The organism is Streptomyces sp. G5(2025) (assembly GCF_049542075.1).
Classification (GTDB): Bacteria; Actinomycetota; Actinomycetes; order Streptomycetales; family Streptomycetaceae; genus Streptomyces.
This window is the reverse complement of sequence record NZ_JBMUZT010000006.1, coordinates 2,231,070-2,255,015: the sequence shown is the minus strand read 5'-3', so window position 1 is coordinate 2,255,015 and position 23,946 is coordinate 2,231,070. Positions and strand designations below refer to the sequence as shown.

Genomic DNA, 23,946 nt, shown 5'->3' with positions numbered 1-23,946 from the left:
GCGGCCCCGACCACGGGACTTACGGCTCCCTCGTCTCCGACTCCAGGCTCCGGCGCGTCTGGCGGCCGTACGCGCCCGGCTCGTCCGAGGTGAGGCCGCGCGCCCACTGGTAACGGAGCACCGCCGCGGTGACCTGGCGGGTGTACGAGCCGTCCCGTTCGCCCACGTACAGATACAGCTGCGCCAGCCGCCCCTGGAGCTCGGCGACCTCCGGGCCCCGGTCGCCCTGGCTGAGGGGCACCGCCGTGCTGGGCTCACGGGGCGGCGTCGCGTCCGCCGAGCCCGTCGCGCGCCCCGTCGAGGGCGGCGCGGACGACGAGGACCGTGACGGTGACGGTGACGGCTGCGGGGCGGAACGGGTCGGCGCGGGCGGCGGCGTCGTGTCGCGCGGTGTGGTGGAGGGGGTCCGGGGTGTGGCGGACGTGGGGGACGCGGCCCGTTTCGCGGCGGGCGGCGCCGGTTTCCCCGGGTCCCCGAAGGCCGAGGCGGAGGCGCCCGGCAGCGCGCGATCCCTCGTCGGCCGGTCGGCGGCCGACGAGAACAGTCCGGTGGCGAAAACAGCGCCGGCGGTCACGGCCGCGATGGCGCTGGCGCCACCGAGCAGCACGTACCGCCTGCGGCGCCTGCGGCGTGCGGAACGGGCGGGGGAGGCGGGGTCGGCGGGGCCCAGGTGTGCGGCCGCCCCGGCCGCCCCGCCTCCCTCGAAGCCACGTGCGTCTTCGGTGTCCGGCGCCGGGGCCTTCGTCGCCGGGGGCCTCGGGAGTGGGGGCGGCGTGGCCGGGGTCTTGGTCGGGAGGTGCCCTGGGCCGTTGGTGGGGTTGGTGGGGCTCAGGTGTGCGGTGAAGGCCGCCTCGGCCGCCTCAGTCGCTCCGCCTCCGCCTCCGTCGACGCTACGTACGTCTTCGGCGTCCGGCGCAGGAGTCTTCGCCTCCGGGTCCGGCAGCGACACGTAAGGGCGTATCCGTAGGGGATCGAAGTCCTCGGCGGCCGCCGCCTCCGCGGAGCGGGTGCGGGACGCCGTGTCCGCCGTGCGCCGTGCGCAGCCGCACGCCGGGGAGCTGTTCACCGCGCGCGGCGCCCCGCATTCGGGGCACCGCCGCCCGCCGTCCTGATGCCTGTCGTGTCCGGTCACCGCAGTACCCCTCCCCTCTCGGCCCTCCCGTGTCCCGCCCGCCCCGAGAACTTCGCCGATTATGCAGACCGATGCTTCAACAGGCCATAACCGGTCACACGGACCACGATGGAGGGGGAACTCTTCGGCCATCCCCGGTCGCCCCTCCAGCCACAGCAGACCCACCCACCCCGGGACTCCCAGGAGGTGCCCATGACGCAGGATGTCAGCGCCCGCCCCGCGGGGCCGGGGCCCGAACCATCGCGTGGCCACGCGGGGAACGGACATCCGCCCGGCGGTGTACTCGTCTCCATCGGCGCGCTGCTCCTCGGCATGCTGCTCGCGGCCCTCGACCAGACCATCGTCTCCACCGCCCTGCCGACGATCGTCAGCGACCTCGGCGGCATGGACCACCTGTCATGGGTCGTCACCGCGTACATGCTGGCCGCGACGGCCGCGACCCCGCTCTGGGGCAAGCTCGGCGACCAGTACGGCCGCAAGAAGCTCTTCCTCACCGCGATCATGATCTTCCTGGTCGGCTCGGCGCTCTGCGGCATGGCGCAGAACATGCCGCAGCTCATCGGATTCCGGGCGCTCCAGGGACTCGGCGGCGGCGGGCTCATGGTGCTGTCCATGGCGATCGTCGGCGACCTCGTCTCGCCGCGCGAGCGGGGCAAGTACCAGGGGCTCTTCGGGGCCGTCTTCGGCGCGACCAGCGTCCTCGGACCGCTGCTCGGCGGGCTCTTCACCGAACACCTCAGCTGGCGCTGGGTCTTCTACATCAACCTGCCGATCGGCGTTGTCGCGCTCCTCGTCATCGCCACCACGCTGCACATCCCGGTGCGCGACACCAAGCACACCATCGACTACCTCGGCACGTTCCTCATCGCGTCCGTCGCCACCTGCCTGGTCCTCGTCGCCTCGCTCGGCGGCACCACCTGGGCCTGGGGCTCGCCGCGGATCATCGGCCTCGCGGTGCTCGGCGTGGTCCTCGCCGTCGCCTTCGTCGCCGTGGAGCGCAAGGCCGCCGAACCAGTGCTGCCGCTCAAGCTGTTCCGCGTCCGCACCTTCACGCTCTCCGCGGTCATCAGCTTCATCGTGGGCTTCGCGATGTTCGGGGCGATGACCTACCTGCCGACGTTCCTCCAGGTCGTCCAGGGCGTCTCGCCGACCATGTCGGGCGTGCACATGCTGCCGATGGTGGCCGGCATGCTCCTTCGGCCACCGCCTCCGGCCAGATCGTCAGCCGGACGGGCCGCTGGAAGGTCTTCCCCGTCGCAGGCACGGCCGTCACCGCGCTCGGCCTGCTCCTGCTGCACCAGCTGGACGAACACAGCGGCACCGGCGAGATGAGCGCCTACTTCTTCGTCTTCGGCCTGGGCCTCGGCCTGGTCATGCAGGTGCTCGTACTCATCGTGCAGAACGCCGTCAGCTACGAGGACCTGGGCGTCGCCACGTCCGGCGCCACGTTCTTCCGCTCGATCGGCGCCTCCTTCGGCGTCGCGATCTTCGGCACGATCTTCACCAACCGGCTCGGCGACAAGCTGACCGACGCCCTCGCCGGGCAGCAACTGCCACCGGGGCTGAACGTCACCACCCTGGAGGCCGACCCGCGCGGCATCGCGCGGCTCCCCGCCGAGCTGCGGCCCAGCGCGCTCCACGCGTACGCCTCGTCGATCACCGACGTCTTCCTGTACGCGGCGCCGGTCGCCCTGCTGGCCTTCCTCCTCGCCTGGTTCCTGCGCGAGGACAAGCTGCGCGGCTCGGTCACCGCGCCCGACACGACGCAGACGCTGGCCAGCAACCCCGTCGAACGCTCCTCCCACGACGAGGTGGCGCGGGCCCTGTCGGTCCTCGGCACCCGCGAGGGACGGCGCGCGGTCTACGAGAAGATCACCGCGCGGGCGGGCTACGACCTGCTGCCCGCGTCCAGCTGGCTGCTCCTGCGCATCGCCCGGCACGGCACCGTCGAACCGGCCGTGCTCGCCGAACGCACCACAGTGCCGCTGACCGTCATCACCGCCGCCGCCCGCCAGGTGGAGGAGCGGCGCCTCGCCGAACGGCAGGGCCTTCAGATGCGCCTGACCGACCGCGGCCGCGAGGTCGCGAGGAAGCTCGCGAAGGCCCGCGAGGAGTCCCTGGCCGAACTGCTCGGCGACTGGTGGGACCCGCGGCGACCGACGGACCTGGCCCAGCTGGTGGCGGAGCTGAGCGGGGAGCTGTGCGGATCGGAGTCGGAGCGGCCGCATGACGGGGCGACGCGGCTCAGGGCGGTGTGACGTCAGACCGGGTCAGGCCCGCGGGGCCAGCTTCTTGCCGTACCAGTGCTCCGCGTACGGGCTGTCGGTGTAGGGCTCGATCTCCTCGTACCCGTGCCGCTCGTACAGCGCGCGGGCCTCCACCAGGTCGGTGCGGGTGTCGAGGACGAGCCGCTCTCCGCCGAGCGCGCGTGCCGCGTCCTCGGCGGCGGCCAGCAGGACGGAGGCGCCGCCCTTGCCGCGCGCGTCCTCGCGCAGGAAGACGCGCTTGAGTTCGGCGGTCGTCGCGTCGAGGAGCCGTACGCCCGCCGTGCCGACGGGCTCCTCGCCGTACCGCGCCACGAGCAGCACCCCGGTTGGCGGCGCGAGATCCGCCCCGGTCTCCGCGGCCACCTCGCGCTCCAGCTCCTCGGGGTCGGTGGTCCGGCCCTCGTGGAGCAGGTACCAGCGGTCGCTGACCTCGGTGTAGTACGCACGCCACAGGGCGGCGGCCACGGGAGAGTCGTACGCCTCGGGGGCGACGGACCAGGTGGCGGCGGGGGCACGGGTTTCGGTCAGGGCGTCCATGGCGTCATTCTGCGGGGACAAGGACGGCGCCCCGCAAGCGAATTCGCCCGCGGGGCGCCGTAACGCCATAGTGCCATAGCGCCGTACAAGTCAGTCCCGGTCAGCTCTTGGGCGCGGCCTGCTGGACGACCTCGAAGGACCAGAGCGTGGAGCCGGACGCGGCCGGCTTGGGGCGTTCGCCGCCGCCCTCGCCGCCGCCCTGGTGCGCGGCCTTCATGGGGCCCTCCATCCATGCCTGGAAGGAGGCCTCGTCGCGCCAGCGGGTGTAGACGAGGTACTGGTCGGTGCCTTCGATGGGACGCAGCAGCTCGAACCACTCGAAGCCGTCGGAGTTCTCCACCGCGCCCGCGCGGGACGCGAAGCGCTTTTCCAGGACCTCGCGCTGTTCCTCGGGGACGGTGAGGGCGTTGATCTTCACGATGCTCATGCCGCCATCCTGCCGTACGGCCTCGCGGGGCTCAGAGCCGCAGCAGGCGTTCGGCCGTCTCGCGGTAGTCGCGCAGGGCCAGGCGGAGCTGTTCGGTGTCGGTGGACGAGGTCTCGGGGGCGGGGGCGCCCTCGGTGGGCAGGGCGCCGCCCGGTGCGACGCCGGCGGCCGGGGTGCCGCCGCCCGCCGCGGGCTGGGCGGGAGTGGTGTGCCACGAGGAGCGCAGGACGCGGCGGCGTTCGGCCAGCGTCTCCGAGAGGCGGGCGACGGCCTCCTCAAGGACGTGGTCGACCTCCTCCACCGCGCCGCGCGGGCCGTCGACGAAGCCGTTGACGGCGTTCTGGAGGCGCAGGGCCAGCTTGTCGCGTTCCTCGGACGGGAACAGAGCCGAGTCGGGCCGAGCGGTGTCGGGCCGAGTGGTGTCAGCCATGCTGGACTCCCCTTCCGGTGATGCCGTGCGAACGCTTGCCGGTGGTGTGCTTGCCGGTCAGGTGCTTTCCGGAGCGGGTGGCGGAGTGGCCGTCGGGCTCGTCCGCGATCAAAGCGTCGAAGAGCTCCCGTGCCTCGACCATGGCCGCGCGCATCTCCTCGGTGCCGGCCCGGCCCTCCTCGGAGCCCGTCGTGTCGAGCGCCGCGCGGTGCACCCTGCGGAAGCCGTGGACGTGCGTGGAGTGGTGCACGGAGAGCGCGTCCAGCTGGTCCTCGTAGTGCCCGGCGTCGGGGAAGCCGCGGGCTCCGGCCAGTTCGGCGATGAGCCGGTCCGCCTCGGCCACGGCTTCGCGCGGGGAGTCGACGAAGCGCTCCTGGGCGAGGTTCCAGCGCGCGGAGTACTGTTCGCGCGCGGCGGGGTCCAGCGACCGCGGCCGCAGGGAACCATGCCGCTTCACCCGCTCGTTGAGGTCGCGCTCGGCCGCTTTGGTGTCGCCGTCGTGCCGGGCGACCGCGTGGTCGTACTCGGGGCCGAAGCGGCGCTTGAGACTGCCGCCGCCTCCGTTCAGGCGCCTGCGGCTCAGCATGGCGAACGCGGCGGCGGCGAGGACGACGACGACCACGATCAGGACGATGATCATGACTGTGGACATGGATGGGTGCCTTCCCGGGGGTGGGCCTTGCGGTGCGGGGCACGGCGTGCGGCCCCGCACCTGTCCCGGGGGCGAGTTGCCAGGAAGCGGACCGCCAAACGGGCTCGTCGGTCCGGAGCGGCCCCGGCACTCCGGGTGGCGTTCCCGCGCGGCCCGTTCAGGCCGGGTGGCGCTCCCGCCAGTCGCGGGCCACCTCCTCGACGTCGTACGGGGTCAGGCCGAGCGGCGGTCCCGGGGGCGGGGTGCGCAGGGCCGTGCGGATCTTCTCGTTGAGTTCGGTCACGAGGCGGCGCGCCATGCGTTCGGAGGGGGCGTCGGCGGCCGCGGCGAGGGTGTCCTCGGCCTCCTTGCGCAGGGCGAGCGTGGGGGAGAGGTAGGAGAGGCCCTCGCGGGCCATCTTCTGCTTGACCCACCACATCTCGTCGTACGTGGGGTCGGGGCCCTCCGGCAGCGGCTTGCCCTTCCCGGGCAGGGACGCGAAATCGCCGCGTTCCTCGGCCTCGCGGATCTGCTTGTCGATCCAGGACTCGAAGGTGACTCCAGGTGGCTTGCGCTCAGTCATGGGCCCATTGTCCCAGGATGCCCGTGCGCCCGCCCGGGCGGCGCCTTAAAATGCCGCAGCGCGCGACGGCCAACGACGCTCGCGCCGCCCCGAGTTGAAGGAGCGTACGCACGTGCTGGAGCTGACGATGGCCTCGGTGTCCGGGGCGGATGCGGGTGCGACCGCGGGCATGCTCATGGCCGAGGTGCCGAGCGAGCCGGGTGCGGTGCTGCGCGTGGGGCGTGACGCGAACGTGTGCCGTCTGGTGACGCCCGGCGACTGGCTTTTCGTCTCCCGTACGCACCTGGAGTTCCGTTGCGGGTCCGACGGAGCCTGGTCCGTGACCTGGCTGCGCGGCTCGAACCCGGACCCGGCCTCAGAGGTGCGGGTGCTGTCGGGGGGAGCGGCGCGGCCCCTCGCGTACGGGGGTGCGGCGCCGCTCTCCCGGGGCGGTTCGGGCGAGGTGGTCATCCGGGACAGGTCGGGGCCGCGGAGCGTGAACGTCGGCTTCTACCACGAGGGTTGAGCCGGCCTCGCGGTCCGTGCACAGGTGAGGGGTGAGGGTCAGTCCCGTACGCGGGCCAGCGCGAAGCCGTCGTAACCCTTGGTGCCCACCGTCTGCACCGCCGTCGCGCTCAGCTTCGGGTGCCGCGCCATGAGGTCGAGGGCGGCACGGGTGCCGCGCACGCCCGGGTCCGTGTCGTCGGGGTCGGTGACGGCTCCGCCGCGTACGACGTTGTCGAGGACGATGAGGCTGCCGGGGCGGGTGAGCTTGAGCGCCCACTCCACGTAGTGCGGATTGTTGGCCTTGTCGGCGTCGATGAAGACGAAGTCGAACGGCGCGGGGTTCTCGGCGTGTTCGGCGCCGAGCGCGGCCAGCAACTCCAGGGCGGGGCCGACGCGGATCTCGGTGAGCTTGTCGAGCCCGGCGCGGGCGAGGTTGCCGCGGGCCACCTCGGCGTGCTCGGGCTTGTACTCCAGGGTGATGAGACGGCCGTCGGCGGGCAGGGCGCGGGCCAGCCAGATCGTGCTGTAGCCGCCGAGGGTGCCGATCTCCAGGATGCGGCGGGCGCCCTGGGTCAGGGCGAGGAGCTGGAGCAACTTGCCCTGGTTCGGGGTCACGTTGATGTGCGGCAGGTCGGCTGCCTCGCTGTCGCGCAGGGCGGCGGTGAGGGCGTCGTCGGGCTGGGCGAGGAGGTCGGTGAAGTAGTCGTCGACGGCGTTCCACTCTTGCCGGTGTTGCTGGTGCTGCTGGCTCATGGGGAGTACGTTCCCTTCAGCGGCCTAGTTAGTTTCGCTAAGAAGCTTAGTGTGGGGGAGAGGTGATTGTCAGTGGTTGCTCGCCTACTTGGGGAACGAAGACATCCAGGGGTTCGCCGAGCGGTGGCTGCCCGAGATGGAGCGGCTGGGCGACGGCGCCGACGGTGCGGGGGGCTTCGTGTGCTCTACTCCGCCGGAGGCGACCCCGGCAGGGGCCTGCCCGCTGATTCCGTCATGTACCAGACCGCGATCCCGCCCACTACCGCCGCCGCCATCATGTAGTACGCGGGCATCATCTTGTCGCCCGTCGCCCCGATCAGCGCCGTCACCACCAGCGGCGTCGTGCCGCCGAAGATCGAGACGGAGATGTTGAAGCCGATGGACAGCGAGCCGTAGCGGACCTTGGTGGGGAAGAGTGCCGGGAGGGTCGAGGGCATCGACGCCGTGAAGCAGACCAGGAGCAGGCCGAGGGCCCCGAGGCCCAGGCCGATCGCCCAGAGCGAGCCGTCGCGGATCAGCAGCAGGGCGGGGAGGGAGAGGAGCAGGAAGCCCGCGCAGCCCGTCGCGATCACCGGGCGGCGGCCCACCCGGTCGGTCAGCGCGCCGACGAACGGCTGGGCGCACATCATCAGCGCCATGACGGCCAGGATGACCAGCAGCCCGTGCGTCTCGTCGTACTTCAGCTCGCTGGTCAGATAGCTCGGCATGTACGACAGCAGCATGTAGTCCGTGACGTTGAAGACCAGGACCAGGCCCATGCAGAGGAGGAGGGCCTTCCACTGGCCGGTGACCATGTCGCGCAGGCGTACCTTCGCGCGGGTCTGCTCGTCCTTGTGGGCCTTCTCCAGTTCGGCGGCGAACGCCGGGGTCTCCTCAAGGCGCATCCGCAGATAGAGGCCTATCAGACCCATCGGGCCCGCGATCAGAAACGGGATGCGCCAGCCCCAGGAGACCAGGTCCTCCGAGGACATCAGCGCGGTCATCAGGGTGACCAGGCCCGCGCCGCCGATGTAGCCCGCCAGCGTGCCGAACTCCAGCCAGCTGCCGAGGAAGCCGCGCTTCTTGTCGGGGGCGTACTCCGCGATGAACGTGGAGGCGCCCGCGTACTCACCACCCGTCGAGAAGCCCTGCACCAGGCGGGCCGCGAGGAGCAGGATCGGCGCCCAGACGCCGATCGTCGCGTAGGAGGGGATCAGGCCGATCGCGAACGTGCCCGCCGCCATCATGATCATCGTGACGGCGAGGACCTTCTGCCGGCCCACGCGGTCGCCCAGCGGGCCGAAGACCATGCCGCCGAGCGGCCGGATCAGGAAGGCCGCGGCGAAGGCGCCGAAGGTGGAGAGCAGCTGGGCCGTGGGGTTGCCCGAGGGGAAGAAGACCTTGCCCAGCGTCACGGCGATGTAGCTGTAGACGCCGAAGTCGAACCACTCCATCGCGTTGCCGAGGGCGGCCGCCTTCACCGCGCGCTTGACCAGCGCGGGGTCGGTGACGGTGACGCCCGGTGCGGCGTCCGGGGCTGCCGCGTTCCGGGCCCCCGCTGGGGGCCCCGACGCGGGCTCGGGCTTCCGGAGTGCGACGGAGGTGGCGCTCGGCAAGGGTTCGCTCGCCCGCTTTCGGTCGACGACAAGGACGAGGCCGCCCGCGGAAACGGAACGGAAACCGGGGCGGCCCGAAAAGCGACCATAGGGGCACTCGCCAGCATTACGGACAGTGCCCGAATGGTCGCGCAGGGCCTGAAAACAGCTTCTACGCAGGTCAAACGGCCTTTCTTTCGATGGGACGGATGAGCTGCGCTTGTGATCTATGTCGCGGCCCCGGCCGGGAACCGCGCACGGAGGCCCGCGAGGCGTCGTGCGGACGCACGTTCGAAGTGTCCGAGAAGCGCGCCTTCGCGTTGGGCACAACGGACAAAAGCCGATAAAGGGCGGAGCGGTTGCCAGGTGAAGGGTCGTGCGTGCGTCCTTCAGGACGGACGCACGACCCTCGGGGCCGCATCCGAGCCCCGCGCGGTCGGACCGCGGACATGGCGAACGGGTCGGGAGGCGCGACGCGGCATGGCGAACGGTGAGCACAGGGAACCGCGCGACGCCCTGGGGACAGGCGACGCCCTGGGGGCGGGGCGTACCGGCGGACCCCAGGCGCGGATCGGAGCGGCCCGTGTCGGCCTCTGGCTCTTCGCCGCCGTCCTGGCGATCCGGCAGGTGGCTGTCGTCCTGCGCACCCCCGAGGGCGAGCGCGTCACCGACCTGGAGACCTGGCTCGGGCCGCGCGGCGTCCTGCACGTCAAAGGCTCCCTCTACGACGCCGACCGGTTCACCGGCACCCCCTTCGCCGGCCTCGTCCTCAAGCCCCTCGCCCACGCCGGGGAGCAGGCCCTCGGCTGGGCCTGGACCTTCGGCACGCTCGGCCTCGTCGTCGTGCTCGGCCTGGTCGCCGCCCGGGCCCTGCCGCGGCCGGACTCCCGCCGCACCTCACTGCTCGCCGCCCCCGTGGCGATCAGCCTGCTCATCCTGTCGCTGCCCGTCCGCAACACCCTGCACCTCGGACAGACCAGCGTCATCCCGGTCCTGCTGGTGCTCCTCGGCCTCTTCGCCGTGCGCGGCGAGCGGACCGGCGGCCTCCTGACCGGCGTCGGCGCGGCGCTGCAACCGGCCATGCTGCTCTTCGCCGCGCTGCTGTGGTGCACCGGCCGCAGGAAGGCCGCCGCGTCCACCGGCGCGGGCTTCGCCCTGTGCACGGCGCTCGCCTGGGCCGCCCTGCCGCACGACTCATGGACGTACTGGTTCCACCACCTCGCCGGAGCGGGCCTCGGCACGCACCCCGACGCCGGCGGCAACCAGTCGCTGCACGGCATGCTGCTCCGCCTCGGCCTCCAGGGCCCCCTGGAGATCGGCCTCTTTTTGGCCCTCGGCGCCGCCGTCGCCTGCGCAGGTCTGCGCCGCGCCGTGCGCTACGCCAAGGACGGGCAGCTCCTCCTCGCCGTCGCGATCACCGGCTGCGTGGCGGTCGCCGTGTCGCCGACGACCTGGCAGCACCAGCTCTTGTGGGTGCTCTTCGCGGCGGTCGGCCGGGTCGGCAGACGCCGCTCCGACCGGTACGTGTGGCCGGTGGCCGTCGTCCTCGTGTCGACGCTGCCCGCCAAGATGATGCTGCCGAACATGCCGGTCACCGAGCCGGTCCGCGACAACATCGTGCTCATCGCGGCGCTCGCCGCCGCCGTCGCCGTGCCGTTCCTGTCCCGCACGCACCCGCAGTACCAGACACCCATTCCCACGGACTACGCCGCTCCGGTCCCGGCCCGGTGGCGCCGGGTGCCGCTGGTCCCGTTCTGGCGGCGGGTCCTGACCCGCCCCAACCTGCTGCTCGAACTGCTCCTGATCCGCGTCGGCTACTCCGCCTATCAGCAGGTCAGGCTCGCCGCGACCGGCGGCACGATCTCCGGGGGCCGGGCCACGGCCGAGCACCATGGCGAGCAGATCCATTCGGTCGAGCGATTCCTGCGCATCGACGTCGAGCACTGGGTCAACCACGCGGTGGTGCGGTCCGGTTGGCTGGAGGAGTTCTTCGACTTCTACTACACGTCGTTCCACTTCGTGGTGCCGCTGAGCGTCCTCGCCGTCCTGTACGCGCGCCGCCCCGCGGAGTACCGCTGGGCACGCACCGCGCTCGGCTTCGCGACCGTCCTCGCCCTCGTCGGCTTCTGGGCCTACCCGCTCGCCCCGCCCCGCCTGATGCCGGACCTCGGCTTCGTCGACACCGTGCACGGCGTGCAGGACTTCACCAAGCCGAACTACGGCACCCTGACCGACCTGACCAACCAGTACGCGGCCATGCCCTCGCTGCACTTCGGCTGGTCACTGTGGTGCGGCCTGATCATCGCGGTCCTCGCCCCGAAGGGCTGGATGAAGGCCCTCGGGCTGCTGCACCCGCTTCTCACGCTCTCCGCGATCGTGGCGACGGGCAACCACTGGCTGCTCGACGCGGTGGGCGGCGCGGCCGTCGTCGGCGCCGGCTTCGGCCTCGCCTACCTGCTCTCGGGACCCCGAGCGAGCCGCCCCGCGACGCCAACCGCCGCCGCGAGGCCGTCGCCGGAGCGCAGGCGCCGCCGGTCACCGGCACGACGAAGGGCTCGGCGAAGGACCGTAGCCCGAGCTGATCCGGTAGGTGCCGGGCCCGGGCACCGACAGGCGCGTGAACTCGCCCTGCCGCTCCAGGCAGGCGCCCTCGGCCCGCAGCCACGGCGAGTAGACGAGGCGCACCGTCACCGCGCCCCGCTGGGGCACGCGCACCACCACGTCGGAGTCCGTGCCGCGGACGACGGAGGCGGGCCCGGAGACCAGCGGCACCGCGTCCCTCACCCGGAAGATCCGCCAGTTCGCGTCCTGCCAGACCGCCTCCAGCCACTCGGGTTCCCGCGCCACCAGCTCCGCCTCCTCCTCGGCGAACCCGTCCGGCTCGCCCGAAGGCAGGACGACGTATCCGACCGCCCACTTGTCCAGCCAGGCCCGGTAGGTGGCCGCCGAGAACGTCCCGTCGTAGAAGAGGCGCCCGCGCTCGATGTCCAGCTGGCGGTTCCAGCCGCGCGCCATGTTCACGTACGGGGCGAGCACCGCGGCCTCGCGGTGGTTGCGGGCCGGGACGACCTCGACGCGGGATCGGTCGGCGCCCAGCCGCTCCAGCTCCCGCACCACGCCGCGCGTCTCGGCCGCCCAGCGCGGCACCTTCGTGGAGACCGCGAGGTCGTCGGCGGTCTTCTGGACCACCCACGCCGAGGAGAGCACCAGGGCCGCCGCGAGGACGGCGCGCCGCAGCCGCCCGAGCCCCGGCGCGAGCAGGGCCGCGAGCAGCGCGGCGGGGCCGACCAGCTCGGCGAGGCGCTCGACGTTCGTACCGATCGGGGACGGGATGAGATACGTGAGCACGGTCCCGGCCGCGTACACGCCCGCGCCCCAGCGCAGCACCCGCCACGCGCGCGGGCCCGCGAGGACCAGGGCCAGGGAGAACAGCACGGGCGGGAAGATCCGGTCGAAGGGCATCAGATGCTCGCCCCTGAAAGGGAAGAGCAGGGTCGTGACCGCCACGACCGCGCACGGCAGCGCGAGGAGCGCGGCCGTGCGCGGCCAGTCCCGTACGAAGAAGTAGCCCGCGCCCGCGACCAGCAGGAACAGGCCCGCCACCGGCGACGCCATGGTCGCGAGCGCCGCGCACACCGCGGCGAGGACCGCGCGCCGCTCCCGCACGAGCGCCAGACAGGCCGCGAAGGCGAGGACGAGGCCGAGCGCGAACGTCGTACGTCCCGAGGCGACGTTGCACCACACGCCGAGCGAGGCGAGCACCGCGGGCCGCAGCGGCCTGCGGACGCCGGTGCGCTCGACGAGGGCGGCGACCAGCCAGGCGCCCGCGACCCCGGAGAGCACCGTCACCGTCTTCACCCCGAGCGCGGCCATCAGGTGGGGCGAGATCAGGCTGTAGTTGGCGGTGTGCATGCCGCCGTACCAGAAGAGGCCGTACGCGGCCGTGCCGTGCTCGGCGGCGAACCGCGCCCAGGCCTCCTGGGCGGCCAGGTCCCCGCCGCCCGTCGCGAGGAACGCCGCCCACACCGCGTACAGGGGAAGTCGGCGAAGACCACGGCCACCGTTTCCGTTCGAAGTCTGGGAGAGGCGGGGCTCAGAGCAAGGTTCACTTCTCCAGACGCCTCGCGCAACGGAAACGTTGGCCGGGTCAGCCCGGCGTGACCCGTAGTTCCTTGACGCCGTTGAGCCAGGCCGAGCGGAGCCTGCGCGGGTCGCCGGTCAGCCGGAGGCCGGGCATGGCGTCGGCGATCGCGTGGAAGATGAGGTTGATCTCCAGGACCGCGAGGGACTTGCCGAGGCAGAAGTGCGGGCCGCCGCCCCCGAAGCCGAGGTGCGGGTTGGGGTCGCGGGTGATGTCGAAGGCGCCCGGGTCGTCGAAGACCTCCGGGTCGTGGTTGGCGGAGGAGTAGAAGATGCCGACGCGGTCGCCCTGCTTGATCTCGGCGCCGCCCAGCTCCGTGTCCTGTGTCGCGGTGCGCTGGAAGGCGACGACCGGGGTCGCCCAGCGCACGATCTCCTCGGCCGTGGTGGCGGGGCGCTCGCGTTTGTAGAGCTCCCACTGGTCGGGGTGGGTGAGGAAGGCGTGCATGCCGTGGGTGATGGCGTTGCGGGTGGTCTCGTTGCCGGCCACCGCGAGCAGGATCACGAAGAAGCCGAACTCGTCGCCCGAGAGGTTCCCCTCGTCCTCGGCCGCCACCAGCTGACTGACGATGTCCTTGGCCGGGCACTCCTTGCGGGCCGCGGCGAGGTGCATCGCGTAGGAGACGATCTCCATCGCGGCCTCGGCGCCGATCTCCTCGGTGATGGCGTACTCCGGGTCGTCGTACCCCGCCATCTTGTTGGACCAGTCGAAGATCTTGGAGCGGTCCTTCTGGGGCACGCCGATCAACTCGGCGATGGCCTGGAGCGGGAGCTCGACGGCGACGTTCGTCACGAAGTCGAAGGAGCCGTCCGGGCTCGCGGTCTCCAGGGCCGCCGCGACGATCGAGCGGGCGCGCTGGCGCAGGGCGTCCTCCAGCGAGCGGATGGCGCGGGGCGTGAAGCCGCGCTGCACGATCTGCCGGACCCGGGTGTGCTCGGGCGGGTCCATGTTGATCATGATCATCTTCTGGACGTCGATCTGGTCGCGGCTGATCGACTCGTTGAAGCGGATGATCGCGGTGTTGGCGTTCGAGGAGAACAACTCCGGGTGTGTGGAAACGTACTTGACGTCCTCGTGCCGGGTGACGGCCCAGTAGCCCGCGTCGTCGAAGCCGGACACGCGGGGCCGCTGGGCGATCCAGCGCACCGGTTCCGTCTGCCGCAGCTGTGCGAACTCCGGGAGAGGGACGCGGTCTTGGAGCAGGTCCGGGTCGGTGAAGTCGAACCCGTCGGGAAGCGCTGGACAGGGCATCGGCATCTCCAGTGTCGACAGGTAGCTGACGGGTCGTCAGGAGGCTTGGCTCGCAAGGTAATAACGGGTTCTACAAGTGGCAAGGCCCCTGGCCGGACAGTTTGCGCGCGGTCTTCGCCGCGCGCCGGCGCAAGGTGCGTGCAAGACCCTTGCGGCGTCGGGGCTCCGCTCAGCAAACTGCTGGGGGGAACTAGAACGCGTACCAGTTCCTCCCGCGAGCCGCCGGGACGGCTCGCGGGACGTGGACGGAGAGGACCAGCCCCATGGCCGCGGAACCTGTCATCGTCGAAGCCGTACGCACCCCCATCGGCAAGCGCGCGGGCGCGCTCGCCAACCTCCACCCCGCCTATCTGCTCGGGGAGACGTACCGCGAACTCCTCGGGCGCACCGCTATCCACGCCGACTGCGTCGAGCAGATCGTCGGCGGCACGGTGACGCACGCCGGGGAACAGTCGATGAACCCGGCGCGCACGGCCTGGCTCACCATGGGGCTTCCGTACGAGACGGCGGCGACGACGGTGGACTGTCAGTGCGGCTCTTCGCAGCAGGCCGCCCACATGGTCGCCAACATGGTGGCGGCCGGTGTCATCGACGTGGGGATCAGCTGCGGGGTCGAGGCGATGTCGCGGGTGCCGCTGGGGTCGGGATCGAAACACGGGCCGGGCAAACCCTTTCCCGACGAGTGGAACGTCGACCTGCCCAATCAGTTCGAGGCGGCCGAACGCATCGCGCGAAAGCGCGGGCTGACCCGGGAGAACGTGGACTCGCTCGGCCTCATCTCGCAGGAGCGGGCGGCCGTCGCCTGGTCCGAGGAGCGCTTCAAGCGCGAGACGTTCGCCGTGCAGGTGCCCACCACCGAGGAGGAGCAGGCCGCCGGGCAGGGCATGTGGCGGCTCGTCGACCGGGACGAGGGGCTGCGCGACACGACGATGGAGGCGCTCGCCGGCCTCAAGCCGGTCATGCCGACCGCCGTGCACACGGCCGGGAACTCCTCGCAGATATCGGACGGCGCGGCCGCCCTCATGTGGGCGTCCAAGCGGATGGCGCGGGCCCTGAAGCTGAAGCCGCGGGCGCGGATCGTGGCGCAGGCCCTGGTCGGCGCCGACCCGCACTTCCATCTGGACGGGCCGATCGACGCGACGCGGGCCGTGCTCGGCAAGGCCGGGATGTCCCTGAAGGACATCGACATCGTGGAGATCAACGAGGCGTTCGCGTCGGTGGTGCTGAGCTGGGCGCAGGTCTTCGACCAGGACCTGGAGAAGGTCAATGTGAACGGCGGGGCGATCGCGCTGGGGCACCCGGTGGGGGCCACGGGGGCGCGGCTCATCACCACGGCCCTGCATGAGCTGGAGCGGCGTGACAAGGAGTTCGCGCTGGTGACGATGTGTGCGGGGGGTGCGGTGGCCACGGGGACGATCTTGCAGCGGCTGTAGGGGCCGGGCGTCGTCATGGGGTGCGGGGCGTCTGGGTGGTGCGGGGCCGTGCCGGTATGTCCGTCCTCGCTATCGCCTGCGGCGCCCCTTTGTGCTTCGGGGCCCCTTGGCCGTGCTTGCCGTGCTCCGGGCGGACATACCGGCACGGCCCCTCGCGTCTCGATGGCGACCGCGGGCCGTCCGTGGGTGCGAAAAAAGGCGGCACCCCCCGGGTGGGGGGTGCCGCCTCTTTTGGGCCGGGTCAGTACCAGCCGTTGGCCTGCCAGTGGCTCCAGGCGCCGACGGGGCTGCCGTAGCGGTCGTTCATGTAGTTCAGACCCCACTTGATCTGGGTCTCGGGGTTGGTCTTCCAGTCCGCGCCCGCCGAAGCCATCTTCGAGGCGGGCAGAGCCTGGACCAGACCGTAGGCGCCGGAGGAGGAGTTCGTCGCGCTGACGTTCCAGCCGCTCTCGTGCGAGACGATCTTGTCGAACGCGGCGAACTGTGCCGGGTCCGAGATCAGCTTCTGCGCGATCGCCTTGGCGGACGTCGGAGCGGCGGCCGGGGCGGCGGCCTTCGCGGTGGTCGGGGTGGCTGCCTGGGCCGGTGCCGCGGCGAAGACCATGCCGGTGGCGGCTGCGGCGACGATGCCGCCGGTGATGGCCTTCTTCGGGGAAGCGATGCGGCGGATGAGCGAGGCGGACACAGAGGACCTTCCGGTGGGGGATGGGGGAGTCGCGGTGCACGCCGTGGAACGTGGGGGACATGCGAGGGCGCCGAGTCCCGTGGGGGGCGTCGGCGCCTTGCGACTCCTCCAGAGAAACAGGGCGAGTGCGTCGGCGCAATGCCCCCCTTTACTAGTGGAAGCCGCACCCGCGCCGAATGTCCCCTCTGTGACGTGGCTCTCAATCCCCAGGTCAGCCCGGGGATTGATGCGTGTACGTCAAAGGGAAAAGGTACGGCCCCGGCTAGTAGAGGACCTAAGTCCTGTGGGCCGCCTCACGGATTCGCGCCCCGGATGTCACGGAGCGCTCGACTTCCCTTACGGCTTCGGGGCCTCGAATGTGACGGGCGCCTCGAAAGCCGCACGCCGCGTGGCCCGCCGCAGCGCCTTCAGGACGGCGGGCCCGAGCGCGAGGCTCAGCACGACCGTCACCACGGCCCGCGGCAGGTCCCAGCCCAGCGACGTGGCCAGGCAGTACGCGACGAAGCGGGCCAGGTTCTCCGCGAGGGGGTCGCCGGGCACGAAGGAGACACCGGTGGCCAGGCCGCCGAGGTAGGGCCAGCCCTGGAGGTTCATGACCGTGCCGTACAGGACCGAGGCCACCGCTCCATAGGCCGCCAGCAGCCACAGCTCCCGGCGGCCCCGCAGCGTGTCGGCGCCCGGCAGCAGCCCCGCGCCCATGCAGACCCACCCCATCGACAGCATCTGGAAGGGCATCCACGGCCCGACGCCCCCGGTGAGCAGCGCCGAGGCGAACATCGACACCGCCCCGAGCACGAACCCGAAGCCGGGGCCCAGCACCCGCCCGCTCAGCACCATCAGGAAGAACATGGGCTCGATGCCCGCCGTGCCCGCGCCCAGCGGCCGCAGCGCCGCCCCCGCCGCGGCCAGCACACCCAGCATGGCGATGGCCTTGGCGTCCAGGCCGACATCCGCGATGGTCGCCACGACCACGGCGAGCAGCAGCGGCAGCAGCGCCGCGAAGAGCCAGGGCGCGTCCCCCGCGTGCGTAGTGATCCCCGAGTCGCCGGCCGCGAGCAGCGGCCACCCGAACGCGGCCACGCCCACGGCACTGACCAGCGCGAGCGCCACGATGGAGCGGGGGCCGAGGCGGACGGGGCGGGCGGCGCTCGTGGCACGTCGTCGGTCTCGGCGGGCAGTGCTGCTCATGATGCGGCCTCCGTCGGGGACGGGCCCGTGGTGACGTGCCTGGTGTTTCGTACGGTGGCGCTCACGGCGTTCCCTTTTCCGCCGTCGTCAGGGCTTGCCGCACCTGCGCCACCGTCAGCCACTCCCGCGGCGCGAGGATCTTGGTGACTTGGGGTGCGAAGGACGGCGACGACACCACGATCTGCGGGGTCGGGCCGTCCGCGACGACCTCGCCGTCCGCGAGGATCACCACGCGGTGGGCGATCTCGGCGGCCAGTTCCACGTCGTGCGTGGCCAGCACGATCGCGTGGCCCTCGGCGGCGAGACCTCGCAGGATCGTGACCAGGCGGGCCTTGGCCGCGTAGTCCAGGCCACGGGTCGGCTCGTCGAGGAGGAGAAGGGGAGGGCGCGCGGTCAGCACGATCGCCAGGGCGAGCGCGAGCCGCTGGCCCTCGGAGAGGTCCCGGGGGTGCGTGTCGTCCGCGATGCCCGGCAGCAGCTCGCTCACCAGGGCGCGGCACGTGCCGAATCCGGCGCCCGCGTCCCGGTCGGCGGCGGCGCACTCGGCGGTCACGGTGTCCGCGTACAGCAGGTCACGCGGCTCCTGGGGGACCAGGCCGACGTGCCGGACCAGCTGCCGGGGAGCCGTGCGGTGCGGGACGGCGCCGCCGACGCGGACGGTGCCCGAGGTGGGTTCGAGGAGGCCGACCAGGGTGGACAGGAGGGTGGACTTCCCGGCGCCGTTGCGGCCCATGAGGGCGACCGTCTCACCGGGCGTCACGGTCAGGTCGACGCGGCGCAGCGCCTCGGCGCGGCCGCGCCGCACGGCGAGGCGCTCGACGCGGGCCGCCGCTGCCGCCGTCCTGTCGGTGTCGTACGTACGTTCCCTGCGCAGCCGGGGCCAGCGGCCGGCCGGCCGCTCCACGGGGCGTACCGTCGTCTCCTCCTGGCGCGGCGCGTGGTCCGCGAGCCGCTCCCGCAGCGCGCCCGCCCTGCGCCGCGCGTCCCGCACGGTCAGCGGCAGCGGCGACCAGCCCGCGAGGCGCCCGAGCGCGACCACCGGCGGATATACGGGGGAGCGCGCCATCAGCTCCGCCGGGTCGCCGAGCACCGGCGGCTCGCCCGGCGCCGCGAGCAGCAGCACCTGATCCGCGTACTGCACGACCCGCTCAAGCCGGTGTTCGGCCATCAGCACCGTCGTGCCCAGGTCGTGGACGAGCCGCTGGAGCACCGCGAGGACCTCTTCGGCGGCGGCCGGGTCGAGCGCCGAGGTCGGCTCGTCCAGGACGAGCACCCGGGGGTGGGGCGTGAGGACCGAGCCGATCGCGACGCGCTGGCGCTGGCCCCCGGAGAGCGTCGCGATGGGGCGGTCGCGCAGGTCGGCGAGGCCGAGCAGGTCCAGGGTCTCCTCGACCCGGCGGCGCATCACGCCCGGGGCGAGACCCAGCGACTCCATGCCGTACGCCAGTTCGTCCTCGACGGTGTCCGTCACGAAGTGCGCGAGAGGGTCCTGCCCCACCGTGCCGACGACATCGGCCAGTTCACGCGGCTTGTGGGTACGGGTGTCGCGGCCCGCCACGGTCACCCGGCCGCGCAGGGTGCCGCCCGTGAAGTGCGGTACGAGACCGCTGACCGTGCCGAGCAGCGTCGACTTGCCGACCCCGGACGGGCCGACGAGCAGCACCAGCTCGCCCTCGGGGACGGTGAGGTCGACGCCCTGGACGGTGGGCCCCGCCGCTCCCTCGTACGTCACGGAGACGTCCTCGAAGTGGATCATGAGGTCTCCTCGGGGGATGCGGTGGGTGCGGGGGAGGGGGGTGCGGGGCCGGCGGCGCCGGTGCCACGAACGCCGGCAGCAGTCCGAGGAGTACCGCCAGCGCGGGCCACAGCGGCAGCACGGGCGCGATCAGCGGGACGACACCGGGGTGCAGGGCCGCCGGGTCGTGCGTGGCGGCCCAGATCACCAGGCCCGCCACGGCGACCCCCGACCCGGCGACCAGCCAGGCCCGCACGCCCCACCGGTCGGGCCGGTAGCGGGTGCGCACGGCCCGGCGGCCACCGAGCCGCAGCCCCGCGAGCGCCGCCAGCAGACCGGCCACCAGCGCGGGCACGCCGTAGGAGCCGCCCTGCGCGGTCAGCAGTCCGTACGTCCCCACGCAGACGCCCATCAGGCCGCCGAGCGTCAGTACGGCGACGGCCCTGCGCACGGCCGCGGGCACGGCGGCGCTGCGCCCGAAGCCCCGCGCGTCCATGGCGGCGGCCAGCGCCACCGACCGCTCCAGGGCGCCCTCCAGGACCGGCAGGCCGACCTGGAGCAGCCCGCGCATCCCGCGGTCGGAGCGGCCGCGCAGCCGTCGCGCGGACCGCAGCCGCTGCACGTCCGCGACGAGGTTCGGCGCGAAGGTCATCGCCACGACGACGGCGACCCCCACCTCGTACAGCGCGCCCGGCAGCGACTTGAGCAGCCGGGAGGGGCTCGCGAGGGCGTTCGCCGCGCCGACACAGATCAGCAGGCCCGCCAGCCTGATCCCGTCGTAGAGCGCGAAGACCACGCCCTCCGCCGTGACCCGGCCGCCGATGCGCACGCCCTTGGCCCAGGCGGGCAGCGGGACCTCCGGGAGCGTCATGAGGACGTGCGTGCCCGGGATCGGCGAGCCCAGCACGATCGCGAAGACCAGCCGGATGCCGATGACGAACAGCGCCAGCTTCACGAACGCGCCGTACGACTTCGCCCACGGCGCCAAGGTCCGGCGCGCCGCCACGACGTAGCCCGCGACGCCGATCAACAGCGCGATCAGCAGTGGGTTCGTGGTGCGGGACGCGGCCGTGCCGAGCCCGAGCGCCCACACCCACCAGGCACCCGGATGCAGGGCGTTGCTCCGGTGTGCCTCGGGGGCGCGGCGGCGGCGCAGGAGGCCGCTCGCGCGGGCATGGCCGTTCGTCAGGTCCCTCATCGTGCTGTCCGTGTCCGGTGCCGCGTCAGCCGCGACGGCGCCGGGCCTGCCAGAACGCGGCACCGCCGAGCACCGCCACCGCGGCGATCCCGGCGATCAGACCCACGGAGGGCCCGCCGTCGTTCCGGTCCTGGTTCTCGTTCGCCTTCTCCTCGGGGCGGGAGCGATCCGTCCCGTCTGCGGACACCTGCTCGCCGCAGCCCGCCTTCGGGTAGCCGTCGATGGCGCAGAGCAGTGCCTTGCTGTCGTAGCGCAGCGGCTTGGCGACCGAGGCGAGCGCCTCCGCGCTGGTGGCGTCCTCGGCGACACGGGCGCAGGCCAGCCGGGGCGCGGGCGGCGACTCCCCGCGCGGGGCGTCCCCGCGCGTACCGAAGTCGAGGACGAGAGCGACCCTCTTACGGCCGTCCTGAGCGGGCGTTTTCGCGCAGATGTCCGCGAAGTCCGCCGGTCCGCGCGGCTTGGCGGCGTCCTGGGAGCCCGCGGAGACCGAGAAGCGGAACCCCTGGACGTCACCGTCGTCGGGGCGGGCGGTGCCGGGGCCCTGACTGGCGTACGTCCATGTGTCGCCGTCCCGGTCCCAGAACGACCAGTAGCGGTAGCCGGCGGCCTGGGAGGGCGCGGCGGCGAGGACGCAGAGCAGTGCGGCGAGAAGCGCCCCGGCCGCCGTGCGTACGCGCCACCCGCGGGCCCGCGTCCGGCCTGTCCGGCCCCGCGTCACGGCTGCTGCTTCTTGCGGTTGGCGCTGTACAGGAAGCCGATGCCGATGCCGGCGACCATGCCGACGCCGATGATCCACCAGATGCTGACGCCCGCGTCGTTCTTGCTGTCCTTCTCGTCCGAAGCGGAGGGCGACTTCGACGTCTTCTCCGGCGGCGGGCCCTGGGCGCTCAGCCGCTCGACGAGGTCCGCGCCGCCGAAGTCGCGCGGGTCCATGCCGGCGGCGTGGGCGGCGAAGAGCAGCTGGGCGTAGGCGGCGGGGCCGGACTGCTTCGCCCAGGCCGCGGAGTTCTTCGCGAGCCACTCCGCGGACTTCTTGGCCTGGTCGTTCTGCCCGGCGGCGGCGAGGGCGACCACGGCGTCCGCGGTGTTGCCCTGGTCCGGCTGGTCCTTGGCGCCCGGCATCGCGGACATCAGGTGGTCGTCGTTCGCGCCGAGGAGCTTCAGCAGGTACCCGGTGCCGTTGCTCGCGGCCTGCGAGGCGGTGTCCGGCTTCGCGCACTTGGGGGCTTCGCCCGCGGACTTCTTGCCCGGGGTCACGACGAGGCCCTTGCCGAGGCTGCCGAGGACACCGGCCGCGGTGGCGTCCGCGTTCGGCGAGAGCTTGCCGGACTTGGCGTCGGCGAGGCCGAAGGCGCCGTCGCCCTTGCCGCAGTCCATGGCGAGCTTCGGCAGCGCGTCGTCGGCGGACCCGCCCTTCTGCGACTTCACGTCCGCGGGGTTCTCACCGGCCGCGGCGAGGGCGCCGACCACGATGCCGGTGGAGTTGGCGTCGGAGGGCAGGCCGGGGTTGTAGCCCCAGCCGCCGTCCTGGTTCTGCACGGACTTCAGCCAGGCCACGCTCTTGTCGACCGTCTTGGCCAGGCTCTTGTCGTGGCCGCCGAGGGCGGCGAGGGCCTGCACGGCGGCGGCGGTGGAGTTGCTGTCGACCGGCGTCTTGGAGTCGCACGGCTCACTCGCGTCGGCGCGGTAGGCCGCGAAGCCACCGCTCGCGCACTGCTGCCCGGTCAGCCACGTCACGGCCTTCTGGGCGGGCTCGACACCCGCGGTGTCCAGGGCGAGCAGGGCGTACGACTGCCGGAAGACGCCGTCGAACTTGGGGTCGGACGTGCCGTACAGGCCCGAGGGGAGCGCGGTCGAGGGCGACGGGGCGTCGTCCGCGAAGGCGGCCGGTGCGGCGGCCGAGCCGAATACGGCCACGGCGGCCAGGACCGCTGCGCTGCGGCGAACGTTCATGATGCGGCGGGTTGCCTCTCCCTGCGGGGAGCGGGGCGGCACGGACCGTGCGGGCACGGCTTCCGGGCGGCTCCGGCTCCGTATACCTCGACGGTGCCGCTCATCGGGGGTCCCGATGAAGCGAGCCGGTCACGCTCCGCGCCGGCTTCCGGATCACCGAAGCCATGGCGTACGGATCGGGCCTCCCCTGCTCGGCGACGCCGAGAACTCGGGGAAGGGGCAGCGCCGGATTCGCACCGGCTTCCCCCCGCGCGGACGTGAGGACGACCCGCTCACTCTACCGGCCCGGGCAGGGGCCCCTCGGGTCACACCGCCACATACGTCACGGGGTCGCTGCCCGCCACCGCCTCCGCCCGCCCGAGCTTCACCAGCCGCCGCACATGGGCCTCGGCCTCCGAGACCGCGATGTTGCGCGAGCCGTAGGGGATCTCGGCCCAGGGACGGTTCCACTTCATGCGCTCGGCGAGCCGCCAGGGGGTGAGGGGCTCGGCGAGGAGGGCGAGCAGGGCGGTCAGGCGCTCCTCGTGGTGGGCGATCAGCTCGCGGACACGGGCCGGTGCGTCGGTGAAGGCGCGTTGGTGGGCCGGGAGGATCTCCGCCGGGTCCAGGGCGCCGACCCGCTCCAGGGAGGCGAGGTAGTCGCCAATGGGGTCTCCCCTGCTTGAGCGGAGCCGAGAGCTTGGGGAAGGATCGGTGACCGTGTCGTCGTCCGGGTCCTCGTACAGGCCGATGTGCGGGGTGATGCCGGGCAGGAGGTGGTCGCCGGAGAAGAGGCGGCCGGTGCCGCGCAGGCCCGCCGGGTGCGCCTCCTCCAGGTGCAGGCAGACGTGGCCGGGGGTGTGGCCGGGCGTCCAGATCGCGCGCAGGCGGCGGCCCGGCAGGTCCAGGAGCTCGCCGGGGGTGATCCCGCGGTCGGGCAGGGCCGGGTCCAGGCCGGGCAGTCGGCGGGGGCTGCCCTCGTCCCGGGCCCGGAGCAGCGGCGCGACGTGCCCGGCGGGGGCGCCCGCCGCGGTGAGCTTCGCGGCCATGTAGCCGTACCAGCGCTCGGGCGGGCTGGAGCGGGTGCGGCGTACGACGGACGCGTCCGCCTCGTGCATCGCGATCCACGCCCCGGAGGCCTCGCGGACCTTCGCGGACAGGCCGTGGTGGTCGGGGTGGTGGTGCGTGATGACCACACCGCGTACGTCCTCGACGGCGACGCCGCACCGGCCGAGCCCGGCGGTCAGCGTGGACCAGGAGGTGGGGTCGTCCCAGCCGGTGTCGATCAGGACGGGGCCGTCGTCGGTGTCCAGGAGGTGGACGAGGGTGAAGCCGAGGGGGTTGTCGGGGATCGGGACCTTGACGCTCCAGACGCCCCCGCCGTGCCCGATCACCGGCGGTTCGGTCTCCTGCGGGGTGGTCATGGGCGCCTCGTCTCTCGTCGGCGGATGCCGCCCTCACTATAACTAGAACTGGTTTCAATGTGCGCCCAAGTAGGCCGCATCTCCGGTCAGTTGGCGGTACGGCGCGTGGACTCCTGGAACTAGAACTGGTATCAGTTCT

At 72.7% G+C, this 23,946-nt stretch carries 17 protein-coding genes and 4 pseudogenes; 4 read left to right on the top strand and 17 right to left on the bottom strand.

Annotated elements, in window-relative coordinates; genetic code table 11:
• Positions 1–19: 19 nt before the first annotated feature.
• Entirely contained in the window at positions 20–1,132 is a 1,113-nt protein-coding gene (locus ACOBQB_RS21050) for a peptidoglycan-binding domain-containing protein (protein WP_423593707.1), read from the bottom strand.
• A 192-nt stretch (positions 1,133–1,324) separates the two neighbouring features.
• On the opposite strand from ACOBQB_RS21050, the pseudogene ACOBQB_RS21045 reads away from it, so the two are divergent.
• Positions 1,325–3,390, top strand: a pseudogene (locus tag ACOBQB_RS21045) (DHA2 family efflux MFS transporter permease subunit).
• Between the two features lie 12 nt (positions 3,391–3,402).
• Here ACOBQB_RS21045 and ACOBQB_RS21040 read toward each other — a convergent pair.
• From ACOBQB_RS21040 to ACOBQB_RS21020, 5 genes and pseudogenes are all read right to left on the bottom strand, one after another.
• A complete protein-coding gene (locus tag ACOBQB_RS21040) occupies positions 3,403–3,936 on the bottom strand; it encodes a GNAT family N-acetyltransferase (RefSeq protein WP_423593706.1) in 534 nt (177 codons plus the stop codon).
• Between the two features lie 100 nt (positions 3,937–4,036).
• Positions 4,037–4,363: an antibiotic biosynthesis monooxygenase family protein gene (locus ACOBQB_RS21035; RefSeq protein WP_423593705.1), complete on the bottom strand. Its 327-nt coding sequence runs from the start codon at positions 4,361–4,363 to the stop codon at positions 4,037–4,039.
• 31 nt (positions 4,364–4,394) lie between these two features.
• Positions 4,395–4,748 (bottom strand): annotated as a pseudogene (locus ACOBQB_RS21030) (hypothetical protein); the annotation flags it as partial.
• 37 nt (positions 4,749–4,785) lie between these two features.
• A complete protein-coding gene (locus tag ACOBQB_RS21025; protein ID WP_423593704.1) occupies positions 4,786–5,445 on the bottom strand; it encodes a hypothetical protein in 660 nt (219 codons plus the stop codon).
• Between the two features lie 157 nt (positions 5,446–5,602).
• Positions 5,603–6,007, bottom strand: a complete 405-nt coding sequence (locus tag ACOBQB_RS21020) for a DUF1992 domain-containing protein (RefSeq protein WP_423593703.1) — start codon at positions 6,005–6,007, stop codon at positions 5,603–5,605.
• 112 nt (positions 6,008–6,119) lie between these two features.
• Here ACOBQB_RS21020 and ACOBQB_RS21015 point away from each other — a divergent pair, with 112 nt between their 5' ends.
• The gene (locus ACOBQB_RS21015) at positions 6,120–6,512 is read left to right on the top strand and encodes a hypothetical protein (RefSeq protein ID WP_423593702.1); all 393 of its coding nucleotides are present in this window, start codon (positions 6,120–6,122) and stop codon (positions 6,510–6,512) included.
• 38 nt (positions 6,513–6,550) lie between these two features.
• Here the strand turns inward: ACOBQB_RS21015 and ACOBQB_RS21010 are convergent, their stop codons facing one another.
• Together ACOBQB_RS21010 and proP are read right to left on the bottom strand one after the other, a co-directional pair.
• Entirely contained in the window at positions 6,551–7,246 is a 696-nt protein-coding gene (locus ACOBQB_RS21010) for an O-methyltransferase (RefSeq protein WP_423593701.1), read from the bottom strand.
• A gap of 185 nt (positions 7,247–7,431) precedes the next feature.
• Positions 7,432–8,841 carry a glycine betaine/L-proline transporter ProP gene (proP, locus tag ACOBQB_RS21005; RefSeq protein WP_423593700.1) on the bottom strand — a complete coding sequence of 470 codons (1,410 nt, stop codon included), beginning with the start codon at positions 8,839–8,841 and terminating at the stop codon, positions 7,432–7,434.
• Between the two features lie 459 nt (positions 8,842–9,300).
• Here proP and ACOBQB_RS21000 point away from each other — a divergent pair.
• Positions 9,301–11,340, top strand: a pseudogene (locus ACOBQB_RS21000) (bifunctional glycosyltransferase 87/phosphatase PAP2 family protein); the annotation flags it as partial.
• 15 nt (positions 11,341–11,355) lie between these two features.
• Here the strand turns inward: ACOBQB_RS21000 and ACOBQB_RS20995 are convergent.
• Together ACOBQB_RS20995 and ACOBQB_RS20990 are read right to left on the bottom strand one after the other, a co-directional pair.
• Complete coding sequence (locus tag ACOBQB_RS20995; RefSeq protein ID WP_423598634.1) at positions 11,356–12,855, bottom strand: hypothetical protein; 1,500 nt, start codon at positions 12,853–12,855, stop codon at positions 11,356–11,358.
• 112 nt (positions 12,856–12,967) lie between these two features.
• On the bottom strand, positions 12,968–14,212 hold the full coding sequence (locus ACOBQB_RS20990; protein ID WP_423593699.1) for a cytochrome P450: 1,245 nt from the start codon (positions 14,210–14,212) through the stop codon (positions 12,968–12,970).
• Positions 14,213–14,475: 263 nt separating this feature from the next.
• Here ACOBQB_RS20990 and ACOBQB_RS20985 point away from each other — a divergent pair, with 263 nt between their 5' ends.
• A complete protein-coding gene (locus ACOBQB_RS20985; protein ID WP_423593698.1) occupies positions 14,476–15,645 on the top strand; it encodes a steroid 3-ketoacyl-CoA thiolase in 1,170 nt (389 codons plus the stop codon).
• A gap of 241 nt (positions 15,646–15,886) precedes the next feature.
• On the opposite strand, the gene ACOBQB_RS20980 is transcribed toward ACOBQB_RS20985, so the two are convergent.
• The 7 genes and pseudogenes from ACOBQB_RS20980 to ACOBQB_RS20950 all read right to left on the bottom strand — a co-directional run bounded on the left by ACOBQB_RS20980 (position 15,887) and on the right by ACOBQB_RS20950 (position 23,807).
• A complete protein-coding gene (locus ACOBQB_RS20980) occupies positions 15,887–16,330 on the bottom strand; it encodes a transglycosylase SLT domain-containing protein (RefSeq protein ID WP_423593697.1) in 444 nt (147 codons plus the stop codon).
• 336 nt (positions 16,331–16,666) lie between these two features.
• The gene (locus tag ACOBQB_RS20975) at positions 16,667–17,518 is read right to left on the bottom strand and encodes an ECF transporter S component (RefSeq protein WP_423593696.1); all 852 of its coding nucleotides are present in this window, start codon (positions 17,516–17,518) and stop codon (positions 16,667–16,669) included.
• A 61-nt stretch (positions 17,519–17,579) separates the two neighbouring features.
• Entirely contained in the window at positions 17,580–19,274 is a 1,695-nt protein-coding gene (locus ACOBQB_RS20970; protein ID WP_423593695.1) for an ABC transporter ATP-binding protein, read from the bottom strand.
• Between the two features lie 43 nt (positions 19,275–19,317).
• A pseudogene (locus tag ACOBQB_RS20965) lies at positions 19,318–20,451 on the bottom strand (energy-coupling factor transporter transmembrane component T); the annotation flags it as partial.
• A gap of 25 nt (positions 20,452–20,476) precedes the next feature.
• The gene (locus ACOBQB_RS20960) at positions 20,477–21,169 is read right to left on the bottom strand and encodes an SCO2322 family protein (RefSeq protein WP_423593694.1); all 693 of its coding nucleotides are present in this window, start codon (positions 21,167–21,169) and stop codon (positions 20,477–20,479) included.
• On the bottom strand, positions 21,166–22,404 hold the full coding sequence (locus tag ACOBQB_RS20955) for a prenyltransferase/squalene oxidase repeat-containing protein (RefSeq protein WP_423593693.1): 1,239 nt from the start codon (positions 22,402–22,404) through the stop codon (positions 21,166–21,168). Before ACOBQB_RS20955 ends, ACOBQB_RS20960 begins: the two co-directional genes overlap by 4 nt.
• Positions 22,405–22,709: 305 nt before the next feature.
• Positions 22,710–23,807, bottom strand: coding sequence for an MBL fold metallo-hydrolase (locus tag ACOBQB_RS20950; RefSeq protein WP_423593692.1), 1,098 nt, complete (start codon positions 23,805–23,807; stop codon positions 22,710–22,712).
• Positions 23,808–23,946 lie beyond the last annotated feature (139 nt).